Annotated in this window: 12 protein-coding genes and 1 other RNA gene; 7 read left to right on the top strand and 6 right to left on the bottom strand. The window is 45.7% G+C overall.

The features are described from left to right. Positions 1-77: 77 nt before the first annotated feature. From nagB to ACRD6K_RS07620, 6 genes are all read left to right on the top strand, one after another. Positions 78-2060 (top strand): glucosamine-6-phosphate deaminase, encoded by a 1983-nt coding sequence (gene nagB / locus ACRD6K_RS07645; protein ID WP_430972933.1) that lies wholly within the window; start codon positions 78-80, stop codon positions 2058-2060. A gap of 12 nt (positions 2061-2072) precedes the next feature. Continuing rightward, positions 2073-3188, top strand: a complete 1116-nt coding sequence (locus tag ACRD6K_RS07640; RefSeq protein WP_430972778.1) for a phosphotransferase enzyme family protein — start codon at positions 2073-2075, stop codon at positions 3186-3188. After that, on the top strand, positions 3185-3820 hold the full coding sequence (locus ACRD6K_RS07635) for a carbohydrate-binding family 9-like protein (RefSeq protein WP_430972777.1): 636 nt from the start codon (positions 3185-3187) through the stop codon (positions 3818-3820). The genes ACRD6K_RS07640 and ACRD6K_RS07635 overlap by 4 nt, the downstream gene beginning before the upstream one ends. A gap of 250 nt (positions 3821-4070) precedes the next feature. After that, on the top strand, positions 4071-5159 hold the full coding sequence (locus ACRD6K_RS07630) for a LacI family DNA-binding transcriptional regulator (RefSeq protein WP_299576734.1): 1089 nt from the start codon (positions 4071-4073) through the stop codon (positions 5157-5159). A 267-nt stretch (positions 5160-5426) separates the two neighbouring features. Continuing rightward, positions 5427-6908 carry a potassium/proton antiporter gene (locus ACRD6K_RS07625; protein WP_430972776.1) on the top strand — a complete coding sequence of 494 codons (1482 nt, stop codon included), beginning with the start codon at positions 5427-5429 and terminating at the stop codon, positions 6906-6908. A 332-nt stretch (positions 6909-7240) separates the two neighbouring features. Beyond that, positions 7241-7579 carry a nucleotide pyrophosphohydrolase gene (locus ACRD6K_RS07620; protein WP_430972775.1) on the top strand — a complete coding sequence of 113 codons (339 nt, stop codon included), beginning with the start codon at positions 7241-7243 and terminating at the stop codon, positions 7577-7579. A 171-nt stretch (positions 7580-7750) separates the two neighbouring features. On the opposite strand, the gene ACRD6K_RS07615 is transcribed toward ACRD6K_RS07620, so the two are convergent. The 4 genes from ACRD6K_RS07615 to ssrA all read right to left on the bottom strand — a co-directional run bounded on the left by ACRD6K_RS07615 (position 7751) and on the right by ssrA (position 12295). After that, positions 7751-8533, bottom strand: coding sequence for a formate/nitrite transporter family protein (locus ACRD6K_RS07615; RefSeq protein ID WP_299576728.1), 783 nt, complete (start codon positions 8531-8533; stop codon positions 7751-7753). A 6-nt stretch (positions 8534-8539) separates the two neighbouring features. Beyond that, positions 8540-9289 (bottom strand): pyruvate formate-lyase-activating protein, encoded by a 750-nt coding sequence (gene pflA, locus ACRD6K_RS07610; protein ID WP_430972774.1) that lies wholly within the window; start codon positions 9287-9289, stop codon positions 8540-8542. An 83-nt stretch (positions 9290-9372) separates the two neighbouring features. Continuing rightward, positions 9373-11589, bottom strand: a complete 2217-nt coding sequence (gene pflB, locus ACRD6K_RS07605; protein ID WP_299576723.1) for a formate C-acetyltransferase — start codon at positions 11587-11589, stop codon at positions 9373-9375. A 306-nt stretch (positions 11590-11895) separates the two neighbouring features. Then, positions 11896-12295, bottom strand: a transfer-messenger RNA (tmRNA) gene (gene ssrA, locus ACRD6K_RS07600). Positions 12296-12480: 185 nt separating this feature from the next. Between ssrA and ACRD6K_RS07595 the strand changes: the two genes are divergently transcribed. Next, positions 12481-13680, top strand: coding sequence for an NAD(P)-dependent oxidoreductase (locus ACRD6K_RS07595; protein ID WP_430972773.1), 1200 nt, complete (start codon positions 12481-12483; stop codon positions 13678-13680). On the opposite strand, the gene ACRD6K_RS07590 is transcribed toward ACRD6K_RS07595, so the two are convergent. Beyond that, on the bottom strand, positions 13681-14115 hold the full coding sequence (locus tag ACRD6K_RS07590; protein WP_430972772.1) for a hypothetical protein: 435 nt from the start codon (positions 14113-14115) through the stop codon (positions 13681-13683). Further along, the gene (locus tag ACRD6K_RS07585) at positions 14112-14525 is read right to left on the bottom strand and encodes a hypothetical protein (RefSeq protein ID WP_430972771.1); all 414 of its coding nucleotides are present in this window, start codon (positions 14523-14525) and stop codon (positions 14112-14114) included. The genes ACRD6K_RS07590 and ACRD6K_RS07585 overlap by 4 nt, the downstream gene beginning before the upstream one ends. Between the last annotated feature and the right edge of the window lie 6 nt (positions 14526-14531).

Genomic DNA, 14531 nt, shown 5'->3' with positions numbered 1-14531 from the left:
ATGGTAACGTGCACAAATATATTAAAAGATGTGTGCACGTACACACATTTATGGCAAAAAACTTTTCCCATCAAAAAATAGATGCTATTTTAGCCCGAAAATTAGACATCTCTGTCAATCCAAAAAACATCTACAAAATAAATAATCAAATGAGTACGAAAGACTTACCTACAACCACAGAAAAAGTTCCTCTGCGGATTTTCAATGACAAAGAAGAAGGTTCTGCATTTATTGCACGAGAAATTGCCAACGTAATTAAAGCCAAAGATGAACTTGGAGAACCAACCGTTCTGGGTTTGGCAACCGGAAGCAGTCCGCTGCGTATTTACCGCGAATTGATTCGTCTTCACAAGGAAGAAGGATTGAGTTTCAGCAATGTTATCACATTCAACCTGGATGAGTACTACCAGCTGGAACCAGACAATAAAGAGAGCTATCACTACTTCATGTACGAAAACTTTTTCAATCATATTGACATCAAACCCGAAAACGTACACATTCCCAATGGTATGTTAGCCCCTTCTGAAATTGATGATTTTTGCGCTGAATACGATCGCAAAATTGCGGAATTGGGTAACCTTGATGTCCAGTTGTTAGGTATAGGACGCACCGGACACATCGGATTTAACGAGCCCGGATCAACAGACACAACCGGTACACGCTTGGTGAAGTTGCACAAAGTAACCATTGAAGATGCTGCTGAAGCTTTCGGTGGTGAAGAGCACGTGCCTCTTCGTGCCATCAGCATGGGAATCCGTCCGATTCTAAATGCAAAGAAAATTTTCATGGCCGCTTGGGGCGAAGGCAAAGCCGACATCCTGGCCAAAGCCATCGAAGGACCTGTTACTCCTGAAGTGCCCGCTTCCTTCCTGCAAAAGCACGCCAATACACTTTGTATTGCCGACCACCCTGCAGCTTCCGGATTGAGCAAATTCCGTACGCCTTGGTTAACTGGTTTCTGCACCTGGGACAGCCACCTGAAGAAAAAAGCCGTCGTTTGGTTGTCACAACAAACCGACAAGCCCATTCTTAAATTAACTGACAACGATTACAAACAATGGGGATTAGCTGAGTTGTTAAAAACAGCCGGCTCTGCTTACGCTGTAAACCTTGAAATCCACAACCAACTGCAACAAACCATTACCGGATGGCCAGGTGGTAAACCCGACACCGATGACACGAACCGTCCGGAGCGTTCGAACCCGTTCCCTAAAAAATCAATCGTTTTCAGCCCGCACCCGGATGATGATGTAATCTCAATGGGAGGAACTTTGCTTCGCTTGGTTGAACAAGGACATGACGTACATGTGGCTTATCAGACTTCAGGAAACATTGCTGTTTTCAACGATGATGCACACCGCTTCGCTGATTTCGCCTTAGGTTTTGCCAAAAAATTCAATGTTGCTGAAGATCAGATTGCAGCCGTGCACAAACAACTGCTAGATGCCATTTACGATCCAAGCCAAGATCCGAACAACAATCCGGACGTACTGAAAATCAAAGGCCTGATCAGACAAGGAGAAGCCACATCAGCATGTCGTTTCTGCGGTGTAAAAGCCGAAAATGCGCACTTCCTGGAATTGCCATTCTACGAAACAGGTAGCGTTACCAAAAACGACTTGTCGGAAGCCGACGTTGACATTATTGTTGAACTGTTGGAAAAAGTAAAACCAGAGCAAATTTTTGCAGCAGGCGACCTACACGATCCACACGGAACACACGCTGTATGTCTGAACGCTATTTTCAGAGCCATTGATCGCTTAAAAGACCAGCCATGGATGCAGAACTGCTATGTTTGGTTATACCGCGGGGCTTGGCACGAGTGGGCAATTGAAGACATTGAAATGGCCATTCCAATCAGCCCCGAAGAGTTGATGAAAAAACGGAAAGCCATCTTCAAACACCAGTCTCAAAAAGACTCTCCGGTATTCCCTGGAAAAGACAAACGCGAATTCTGGCAACGTGCCGAAGACCGAAACAGAGGTACTGCTAAAATATACGATAAACTTGGACTAACGGAATACGAAGCCATCGAGGCTTTCAAACGTTATAAATTCTAAACAAATCATCTTATGACTGAAAATGAAATCAAAAAAATTGCAGAGCAATTTGCAATTGAAGGAACCGTAGGCGAGTTGAAAGCCTATGGTTCAGGTCACATTCATGAGACGTACCGGCTAAAAAATGCCGATGCGCAAAAACCTGACTACATCCTTCAGAAAATCAACAACAGCATTTTTACCAATGTAGAGGAGTTGATGAACAACATCCAAACGGTGATCAATCACCTGCAGGAACAAAAGCAAAACGACACCACCGGATCGGTTAAAGGTGAAGTTTTACAATTGGTTCCGGCCTTGGATGGAAAAACATACTATCAGCACACCGATGGCAGCTTCTGGCGTGTGTACGTGTTCCTGGAAGGCACCCGCAGCTACGACCTGATTGAAAACGACAAGCAGGCTCGCGAAGGTGGTAAAGGCTATGGCCGTTTCATCTCGGCGCTGGCTGACCTTGATCCGAACAAGATTTTTGAAGTGTTGCCTGATTTCCACAACATGCAGCACCGCTTAAACCAACTGGATACAGCGATTACCAAAGACCCGGTAGACCGGTTAAAAACAGTAGCCGAAGAGGTGAACTTCGTGAAAGAAAGAGCCGAGCGCATGACTACCATCAAACGAATGGGCGATGCTGGTGAACTGCCTTTGCGCATTACGCACAACGATACTAAATTCAACAATGTTTTGTTGAATGAAAACGATGAAGCACATTGCGTAATTGACCTGGACACCATCATGCCGGGCTACATTGCCTATGACTTTGGCGATGCCGTTCGCACAACCATCAACACTGCTGATGAAGATGAAAAAGACCTGGAAAAAATCCAGCTTAACATGAATGTCTTCAAGGCTTTTTCTGAAGGTTTTATCGGAGAAACAGGTGCTACATTGACTGATAATGAAGTAAAATCACTTTCAGAAGGTTGTTTGATGCTGCCTTTCATTATGGGTGTGCGCTTCCTGTCCGACTACATTGACGGCGATAACTACTACCGCATTCATTCTCCACACCACAACCTGCAACGGGCGCGTGCTCAGTTTCAGCTTGTGCGGAAACTGGAGGAGAACTTTGAGGAAATCAAAAATATCATTGAGCAAACAAGCGCAAAAGCTAAAAGCAAATGACATTAGAAATTCCCAAACTCAGTACGCCTGTCAATTCATTGGCCGACTTAAATGCCGCCTTTGACGGGCTGAACGAAAATGCCCTGGCTTGTTTCCCCTGGGAGACACCAGCCAACAAACCGGCAGTTAACTTTAAAGTTGCTCACAACAATGAGTCAATTTTTCTGAGCTACCGGGTACAGGAAGACGAAGTGCTTGCTCGTTTCAGCAAACACAACAGTCCGGTTTATACCGACAGCTGTGTTGAGTTTTTCGTGTCGTTTGAAGGCGACAAGAATTACTACAACTTCGAGTTTAACAGCCTGGGTACCTGCCTGGCCGCTTACGGACCAGATCGCCACCAACGGCAATCCATTGCTCCGGAAACACTGGGGCTGATCCAGACTCAAACGAGCCTGAACAGGGTGCAAGGTCAGTCACATCGTTTCGACTGGCAGTTGGTTATTCAACTTCCCATTTCCGTTTTGACAAACTCTAAAATCAGCAGCTTGTCCGGACTGAAAGCACGGGCCAACTTTTACAAATGTGGCGATGATCTTACAACACCTCATTACATCAGTTGGAACAATATTGGAACCAGCAATCCTGATTTTCATCAACCTCCATACTTTGGAGAAATTGAATTCCTATAAGCCGGCACAAGTCGGTGACCAAGATAAAAGAGGATCGAAGGATTCCTCTTTTATCTTGCTTTTAAAATCAGGCCTTGAGAAGAACAACCGTTCTGCCAGTGCCTAAGCCCTGTCCAACACCAAGGTGTTTTCGCAAAGTAAAGTGGACAGCAACATCCCCCGAGACGGGCAAGCCTACAGCCTGTTCTCAATAAGCTAATTAAAAAAATTTTATCAGTATCTTTGCGCCCAAGGCGTTGATTTGGAAGTTATGGAGAATAAAGAACCCACAAAAAATGTAGTTAGAATAAAAGACATTGCCGAGCTGGCCAATGTTTCCACAGGAACTGTTGACCGCGTGCTCCACAATCGCGGCCGGGTTTCTGAAGAGGTGAAGCAGCGCGTACTGTCTATTGCCCGGGAACTCAACTACGAGCCCAATATGCTGGCCCGCGCCTTGGTTTCCAAACGCGAATTCCGGATTGCAGCCTTAATTCCGGATGCGTCGCTGGATGACTACTGGGCAGAACCAGCCAAGGGAATTCGCAAAGCAGAGGCGGAATTGCGTCAATACGGGCTGGTGGTTTATTACCATATATTCAACCAATTTGATGTCAACTCGTTTAAAGAGGAAGCCGAAAAACTCTCCGGACTGAATTACGATGGCATCTTGCTGGCGCCTGTTTTTTACCGCGAATCACTTACATTTTTAAATCGCTGGAAAAGAGACCAAATCCCCTTTAACCTGTTCAATACGCACATTCCGGATTACGAACCTCTGTCGTACATTGGTCAGGATTCTTACCAGAGCGGCGTAGTGGCTGCCAAATTGCTTCACTATGGCTACCTGTCAAGCGAGCCAATTAGCTTCATCATTGCGCACATTGACGAAGATGTGGCCAACTCCTCGCACCTGATCAAAAAAGAACAGGGTTTCATGGATTATTTTGATACTGCCGATACCCCATTTGTTAAAGTCGTTCGCACGGAGCTGCACAAAAGCTCGGATCAGCGTATTTTTGCCCAACAGCTGGATGAACTGCTGGCTAAAAACCCCGATGCACGCGGAATTTTTGTAAGTACTTCGCGCGCCTATGCCGTGGCCGACTACCTGGAAAATAACCCGCAACACAAGCTTCGACTGATTGGTTATGATTTGCTGGACAAAAACCTGACACACCTCAACAAGGGAACCATCAACTTCCTGATCAATCAGAATCCGAAAGGGCAAGGCTACTATGGCATCCAGCTGCTCATCGAGCATCTTGTTTTCAAGAAAAAGATCAATCCGATCAAATACCTGCCGCTGGATATCATTACCAAAGAAAACCTGCATTATTATATTGAGTCGGAAATCTAATTTCCGACTATTTTTTACCCTTTTCCCACCACTTTGGTCTAAACTTCTATCGGCAGATACTCAATCTGCCACAACTGAAAATTCGGTAAGCCATTAAAAAATTGAGTTCCATCCGGCCTGGCCTTCCATCACGAATTTCTCAAGTACACCTCCCTTCTGTCTGTGAAAAGCGGCAAGGCACTTGCTAATTCCCGCATTTATCCTATTTTGTCCAACCAAAACGGCATTTTCGTGTTTAAAAATCAAACACTTCATTTCCTATAATTTATGAGTCTAACCATTGAAAACATTTTACTTGTTGGTTCACTACTGCTATTTATTAGTATCCTTATTGGTAAAACCTCGCACCGCTTTGGAATTCCGACCTTGGTTTTATTCCTTTTTGTGGGAATGCTTGCCGGCTCCGAAGGCATTGGCCGCATCCATTTCGACAATCCGCAGCTCGCGCAATTTATAGGAGTAGTTTCCCTCAACTTCATTTTGTTTTCCGGTGGACTCGACACCAACTGGCAGTCGATTAAACCTGTGCTTTGGCAAGGAATATCGCTCTCAACCCTGGGCGTTTTGCTTACGGCAGTCAGCCTGGGCCTTTTTGTGTGGTGGCTCACGGATTTCAGCCTTTACGAAGGCTTGCTATTGGGCGCCATTGTCTCATCAACCGATGCGGCGGCTGTGTTCTCCATTTTGAGGGCCAAAAACATTGGCCTTAAAAGCCAGCTAAAACCCACTCTTGAGCTGGAGAGCGGAAGTAACGACCCGATGGCTTATGTGCTAACCATTGCTTTTTTAAGTCTGGTCGTTACCCCCGAACAAAGCCTTTTATCCATCATCCCGCTGTTTCTTCAGCAAATGCTGCTTGGCGCACTGGCCGGCCTGCTGTTTGGCAAGCTCACCAAATACATCGTCAACAAAATTCAGCTGACTTACGAAGGCCTCTACCCGGTCCTGGTCATTGCCCTGATGTTTATCACCTTCTCGGCCACCGATTTTATTGGCGGAAACGGGTTCCTTGCCATCTATATTTGTGCCGTGTTTCTGGCCAACCAGGACTTTATTCACAAAGCAACCATTATTAAAATGTTCGACAGCTTGGCCTGGCTCATGCAAATCGTGTTGTTCCTCACGCTGGGCTTGCTTGTTTTTCCGTCGCACATTTTGCCCGTCATTGGAATCGGACTGCTCATCTCGCTTTTCTTAATCTTTATCGCCCGACCTTTAAGCGTGATGGTAGCCCTCACACCTTTCAAAATGAAAATGAAGCAGCGCCTGTACATTTCGTGGGTGGGGCTGCGAGGCGCTGTCCCCATCGTGTTTGCCACCTACCCGCTGCTGGCAGGCATTGAAAAGGCCAATATGATTTTCAACATTGTGTTCTTTATTTCACTCACCTCGGTGTTGGTGCAAGGTACCACACTAAATACCATTGCCCGCTGGCTGCACGTATCGGCTCCTGAGCTGGCCATTCCACAAATGGCCCAGGAAACTTTCCTTTCTGAAGAGATCAAAAAGGTACGCACCGAAATTATTATTCCCGAAGACGGCTCAGTTGCCGGAGAAAAAATTGTTGATCTGCACTTTCCCCGCACTGCACTGATCGCCATGATTAACCGCGGAAAGGAATACCTCACGCCTAACGGATCAACCATTATTGAGCCCGGAGACCGGCTGGTTGTACTGGCCGACGACCGCGAATCGATGAACCTGGTTTATGAGTGTTTAAAAGTAGCCCCCGCTCCAAAAGCCGTATAGATTCTTAGTTGTGATCAGGTCCTGTACCCTTGCGATGGCTCCCTGTTAAGAATTTTGCGGCCCTGTTGCTTTTTTGCGGCCCCTGTAAGCTTTTTAGGCGCCCAGTAACGGAATATTAACCTCCTGTATGGTTCTGGAGGGTTCCTGTTGAACAGGGAGTTAAAATTCTTTAACAGGAAGGCCTCGGACCTAACAGGACGAGTTGCAAGCATACAGGACGACTGCCAAACGTGCAGGATGGATGAAAAAGTAGCAGGAAGCATTGGAAAAAGAAAAAAACCAACCAAAATTCAGCCGATATGTTTAATTTCGAGAGAATTTTGACTAAAACTATGAGTGATTATCAAAAAGTGATCGAAAAACTGATTGAATTCAGGGATGAACGAAACTGGCAACAGTTTCACGATTCAAAGAATTTAGCTTTGGCCTTATCCATTGAGGCTGCAGAGTTGAATGAATTATTTCTGTGGAAGAAAGAGCATGAGCTCTCCGATGTAAACCACGAAAAGCTGAAGGAAGAGCTTGCCGATGTTTTGGCTTATGCCTTTTTATTGGCCGAAAAACATGAGCTGGATGTCTTTGAAATCGTCTTAGACAAAATCCGGAAGAATGCGGCCAAATATCCGGTAGAAAAAGCCCGGGGAACTGCCAAGAAATACACCGAGCTGTAGTCAATCTGCGATTCCCAACGTGGCAGAGCCCATTCAGCAAGAGCAAGGAAAAATCAAGACCAAATCGTTCAGCACCCGATGCTGCAAAGTAGAACGCAAAGAAAAACGGTCGAAAACAAATGACACATCTGCTTTCGACCGTTTTTCAGTTCATCACCATCCGTTTTTCGATCAGTCGCGGGCGTAGGTGTACCAATAAAGGGTTCCGACGAAAAAGGCTCCCCCAACAATATTCCCTAAGGTTGCAGGAATCAGGTTTTCAACCACAAAAGCCGTCCAGCTGATGTCGGCACCTTCAAAAATGGCTAGCGGAATAAAAAACATGTTGGCAATGGAGTGCTCAAACCCCATAGTTACAAAAGCCATCACCGGCCACCAAATCCCCAGAATCTTTCCGGAAGTGTGCTGAGCCGACATGCCCATCCACAAGGACAAACACACCAGCCAGTTGGCGCCAATACCTTTCAGAAAGGTTTTGTAAAAAGGGTTACCCGTCTTTCCCATAGCAATGTTTTGCACGGCCTCGCTCCAAGGAGCAGCACTCACTAAATCGGTCAAGTGAACCAGAAAGTAAGCGACAAACAGCGATCCGATCAGGTTGCCCAGATAAACCAAAGCCCAATTGCGCAAAGGAGCCGTCCATTGTTGTTTTTTACTGAGCACATTGGGCATAAAGTAAGCATTGTTTCCGGTAAACAGTTCGGCGCCGGCCATAACCACCATCATCAGCCCAACGGGGAAAGCTGCCCCCATCAGAAATTTGGAAATTCCCGGGTTTTCGGCAGCCAATCCGGGCACACCGCCGCCAATCAGAATAGCCAGCAGCCCGCCAAAGGAAATGTAAGCACCAGCCATAAAGGCAAGCACCAGTATTTTTTTTGCAGAATAAGCGTCTTTATCTATAGCCAGTTTCCCGGCAACCTTGATGATTTCTTTGGGTGAATATAAACTCATCGGTTTCTATTTTATAATTACTTTTTTGAAATAAGGGGTGAGTTTTTGTTCTACAATCTCCAATTGTTCAGGCGTATTTTCAGCCACATCCATCAACTGGTAATCCATGCCCAAGGCTTCCCATTTGTATTGCCCCAGTTTGTGATAGGGTAAAATTTCGAACCGATCCAGGTAGTTCATGCCTGAAAATTGCTCAATCAGCCATTCCAAATCTCGTTCCTTATCGGTAAAACCCGGAACCAGCACATAGCGCAACCAAAACGGGAGCTGACTCGCTTCACGCAGCTTAACGTTACTGAGCATGGCTTGTAAGCGCGAAACGCCTGTAAGTGTTTTAAACCCTTTGTCGGTGGTCGATTTTACATCGAACATCACCAGATCAGAAAGACCGGAGATCAGCTGAAGCGCTTCCGGCGTGCGCACAACACCATTCGTATCAATATTGGTGTGAATTCCTTCTGCTTTCAATGCCTCGAAAAAAGGAATGAGCGCTTTGCTCTGCAACATGGGCTCGCCCCCCGAAACAGTGACTCCACCATCATCGCCAAAATAGGTTTTCATGTTGCGGGCCCGCTTCACCAAGGCTTCGATTTCGGTGGGTGTACCGCCCTTCATCTCCATGGTATCGGGATTTTGACAATACAAACACTGCAGGTTGCAGCCCTGTAAAAAAACAACGAGCCGGATGCCCGGGCCGTCGTGCGTCCCAAACGATTCGATGGAGTGAACAGTGAGTGTTTTTTCAGCTTGGGTCATAGTCCTATTAAAATAGAAGACACCCTCCCCCGTTTTTCAGGGGCAGAATGTCTTCAATGTAAGTTATATGCAAATAATCGTTTCTATAGAGACTCATGGAATGAACGAGTCAACACCTCTTGCTGCTGCTCGCGGGTAAGGCGAACAAAGTTAACGGCGTATCCCGACACACGGATGGTCAGCTGAGGATGCTCCTCAGGGTGCTCCATGGCGTGGATCAGCGTTTCACGGTCAAGAACGTTTACGTTCAGGTGCTGTGCATTCGATCCGAAGTAACCATCCAGCGTGCGTACCAGGTTGGCAATCCGGTCTTCCGGAGTTGATCCCAGTGATTTAGGCACGACCGACAAGGTATTTGAAATACCATCTTTTGAATCTTTGTAGTCAATTTTGGCTACCGAGTTCAACGAAGCAATTACCCCGTGTGTGTCGCGTCCGTGCATTGGATTTGCACCTGGTGCAAAAGCCACTCCTTTACCACGTCCATCAGGTGTAGCTCCGGTTTTCAACCCATAAACAACGTTTGACGTAATGGTCAGAACTGACAAAGTTGGATTGGCATCTTTGTACACTTTGTGTTGCGACAATTCTTTGTTGAAGTGACTCACCACGTCGCGGGCAATATGGTCCACCCGGTCGTCGTCGTTTCCGTATTTTGGGAAATCGCCTTCAATCTCGAAATCAACAGTCAATCCGTTTTCATCGCGAATGGGTTTTACCTTGGCGTGTTTAATGGCTGACAATGAATCGGCAACAATTGAAAGACCTGCAATACCATATGCGATGTTAATTTTCGGATTAGTATCGATCAGGGCCATCTGCGCCTTTTCGTAGTAGTACTTATCGTGCATGTAGTGAATGATGTTCATGGATTCGTTGTACACGCGGGCCACTTCTTTCATCGCCACTTTAAAGTTGGCAACCACTTCGTCGTAATCCAGGTATTCGTTTTCCAGCGCTGGAATGCCATCCACAATTTGAGTTCCGGTGTTTTCACACTGTCCACGGTTAATGGCCAGCAACAGGGTTTTGGCCAAGTTGGTTCTTGCCCCAAAAAACTGGATGTGCTTTCCAAGCTCCTGCATCGATACGCAGCAAGCAATCCCGTAATCGTCACAATTGGCGCTCGTCCGCATCAAGTCGTCATTTTCATACTGAATGGATGACGTTTCAATCGATACTTTCGCACAGTAGTCCTTGAACCCCTGAGGCAGGTTTTTAGACCACAAAATAGTGATGTTGGGTTCTGGTGATGGTCCCAAGTTGTATAGCGTATTCAGGAAGCGGAAAGAGGTTTTAGTAACCTTGCTGCGACCGTCAATTAAAAGTCCGCCAATTGATTCTGTTACCCAAGTGGGGTCGCCGGCAAAAATCTGTTCGTAGGCTTCCATACGCAGGTGACGCACCATGCGCAGTTTCATCACAAACTGGTCAATGTATTCTTGCGCTTCTTCTTCGGTGATTACACCGTCAGTTAAGTCTTTCTCAATAAAAACATCCAGGAATGAGGATACACTTCCCAGTGACATGGCAGCACCATCTTGCTCTTTCACAGCAGCCAAGTAGCCCATGTAAGTCCACTGAACAGCTTCTCGGGCATTTTCAGCCGGACGGCTAAGATCAAGATCGTAGATTTTACCCATCTCAATCATAGCGTACAATGCTTTGATTTGCTCCGACACCTCTTCGCGCAAACGAATGGTAGCATCGGTCATTGGCCCATGAATCGCATCCAAATCAGCTTTTTTGGCTTCAATCAACCGGTTGATCCCGTATAGTGCTAAGCGTCGGTAGTCACCAATAATCCGGCCACGCGCATAGTTGTCAGGCAGACCAGTCAGGAAACCCAGCGAACGAAACTTGCGGATTTCATCGGTGTAGGCATCAAATACGCCATCGTTATGCGTTTTGGTGTATTTGCTGAAGCTTTCGGTAATAACCTCGCTTGGCGAAAAGCCATGTTCAGAAAGAGCTTTTTGCACCACTTTGAATCCTCCATAAGGTTTCATGGCACGTTTTAGCAACTCATCAGTCTGCAAACCTACAATGACTTCACTTTCCTTGTCAATATACCCGGCTTTAAACGCATTCATGGTTGATACGTTTTCTGTATCAACGCTGCGAAGTCCTTTTCTTTCGCGCTCTTCTTTCAAGGCGGCTTTACAGATGTTCCACAAATGGGAAGTGCGCTCTGTTGGGCCTACCAAAAAGTCATGATTGCCTGCATAAGGGGTGATATTACGTGCAACAAAATCCTTTACCTCTATGGAACTGGTCCATATTCCTTCTTTAAATTTCATAGCTGATTTTTTTACTTTTTCTCAATTATTACCAGAGGACGAGAGTCCCTACTAATTTTCAAATTAACAAGCCGTTTGCTTCGGGCCGCAAAAATAGGATAAGTTTATGCTATAAAACATACCCACTTCTTGGGATTTACCATTGTTAATGTTTTCATAATAGCGGTTTATTTGGGCCCTTTACTTTGTTTGTAAATCCGATTTAATAAACAAGTGTTTCCCGCGATTGTTCGGGCTTTTGGCAATGCTTATCATTAGAAAAACAGGCAAAAAAAACTCACCAATGCGCAGTGCATTGATGAGTGCAGGTGGAGCTGCCGGGAATCGAACCCGGGTCCAAACGAGGAAGCCATATGCTTTCTACATGTTTAGCCTCGACTTGGTTTTCGAGTAGTAGCAGGATCAAGGCCACCGACCACTACCTTAGCTTCTAAAGTTTCGCGGCATGTCCGAAGCAAACATTCCACTAGCCTCGATTTTTTGCACCGCCGAATCGGATAGCCTCAAAGCAATAGCATCCGAGCGATGTCTTGTCCCAGCACCTAGTGCCGGGATTAAGCGGTTAACCTACTGTGATTCGGTTACGCAGCAAGAGCGTAATTGTTTTCGCCAATTAAAAGTTTGATCATTAGGATTAACGAGCCAACAACCCAAGCTCGACATGCTTACATACCTCTTCTACCCGCTGTCAAAACCAGTCAGCCCCGGTCATTGAGGAAATGCAAAATTACAATAATTTTTGGCATATTCATAGTTGTCTTCAGCTTTCTCTTTCTTAAAAAATGTTCGACTATTCAAATAAGAACTGGCTTCTGGAAGCAATACGGCCGGTTCACTTCTGATTAAGAAGATAATTCTTATCTTTAAAAATTCCAGAAAAGAAAGACAAACATGAAGATTGGTATTTTGAGAGAAACGCGCCGCTGGAAAGACCGCCGCGTTGCAATTACGCCTGAAACAGCCCTTTTAATTCAACAAAACTATCCGGAAGTGGAGCTCTATGTGCAGTCCAGCGATTTGCGGGTGCACCCAGACGAAGAATACCGCCAGCTAGGCTTCCCGGTTGTGCTGGACGTTTCGCATTGCGACGTGCTGATTGGCGTAAAAGAAGTAGCCAACGAAGCTCTTCTGGAAGGAAAAACCTACATCATGTTTAGCCATGTAGCCAAGGAACAAGCATACAACCGCGACTTCTTCAAACTAATGGCACAAAAGAAAATTACCCTGATTGACTATGAATATTTTGTAGACAAGCACCGGGCCAGACTGGTAGCCTTTGGATTTTGGGCTGGCGTAGTGGGTGCCTACTATGCGTTTGTAGGCATTGGACAGCGCTTTTGCAATTACCAGCTTCCTGCCCCTGAGGCTTGCCGGGATTTACAGGATTTACACCACCAGCTAAAAGCTTTGCCAATTCCGGCGTTAAAGATTTTGGTTACCGGTGGCGGGCGTGTTGCTTCCGGAGCACTGGAAATTATCAATCACCTGGGAATTCCGGAAGTGCTTCCCAAAGACTTTTTAGAGCGCGACTATGATCATCCGGTATACACCCGCCTTGACCCGGAAGGCTATGTAAAACGTAAAGCAGGAGCCCCAGAGGATCAGCACTTCTATGATCATCCGGAAGCGTTTGAGTCGGCCTTTCTCCCCTACACCAAGGTGGCTGATGCATTTATTGCCTGCCACTACTGGAATCACGAATCTCCTCACTTTTTCAGTGCTGAAGATTTGAAAGCACCTGATTTTTCCATTTCATTGATTTCAGATATTTCATGCGACGTTCCCGGCCCTATCCCAACAACGCTTCGAACAAGTGAGATTGAAGCCCCTTTTTATGACGTGGAGCCTCTAAGCGGTAAAGAAAAAGCACCATTCAGCTCCTCATCACACATTACAGTGGTTGCCGTAGATAACCTGCCTGCCGCATTGCCCATGGATGCTTCCCGAACCTTTGCCCGAGATTTATACTACGAAGTTTTTCCGTCCTTATTCGGGAACGATGATGATGGAATTATTGAACGAGCCACCATTCTTAAAAATGGCAAGCTAACCCCAAAATTCAGCTATCTCAAAAACTTTCTGGAAGAATAATTACAAAGAAACCAATACAGCTCCGGCAACCAGGCCGGCAACCAAGTAATAGACCCGAGATTGTCGGATTCGGTTTTTATCATCAATCAGTTTGATGTTTTCGATGCGCTGATTTTCCAATACTTGATCGTTCTGCAATAATTGTCCGTGCCAAAATTCAGCCTCTAGTTTTTTAACAGCTATCGCACTATCAGCCATGGCCGAGCGCACTTCAAATAAGCTGATTTGTTTTTTGTACAACTCCAGCTTCTGGGTGTTGATTTCGTGGCTGACCGCGCTCGTTAATAGCGACCTGACCTGCTGCATCGGAATGACATATAGTGTATCCGCTGTTTGGTTGGTAAAACTTGCCCCGGGAATGAGTTTACTGCTTTGAGCCGAGGCGCCCAAAGCCATCAGCAGCATAAAACCGATCAGTAGTTTCGTTTTCATCATTGACTGTTCCTTTCATTAAGTAAGCGAAGTAATTCATCACTATCAGCCTTTTCAATCTCAGCAATTTTAGCCTTCTGATAGTCGTCAAGCTGACTGATTTTCTCAGAAATCAATGCAGACTTGTAATCAATATACTGCATTTGTGCCTGAAGAAGACGAAATTTGGAGTCGTATTCCTCTTTCGTTGCCTGCCATTCTGCCCTTTTCAGATTATGATCAATCTTGATTTGCTCAATCTTTTCTTCACTGCTTTTACTGCCAAATATTTTCGACTTCATACCTGCCCACAAAACAGCCAGGCCACCGATCAATGTTCCGGGACCTTCAATTTTAAAACTCACAAAAATCAATGAGCCCACAATAGCCAGTATGACAAGACCTATAAAAATGATTTTGATATTCTTTTCCATAATTTC

It is taken from the genome of Sunxiuqinia rutila, assembly GCF_050589705.1.
GTDB lineage: Bacteria > Bacteroidota > Bacteroidia > Bacteroidales > Prolixibacteraceae > Sunxiuqinia > Sunxiuqinia rutila.
Note: the sequence above shows the minus strand (reverse complement) of the source record. Positions and strands in the feature narration are given on the sequence as shown.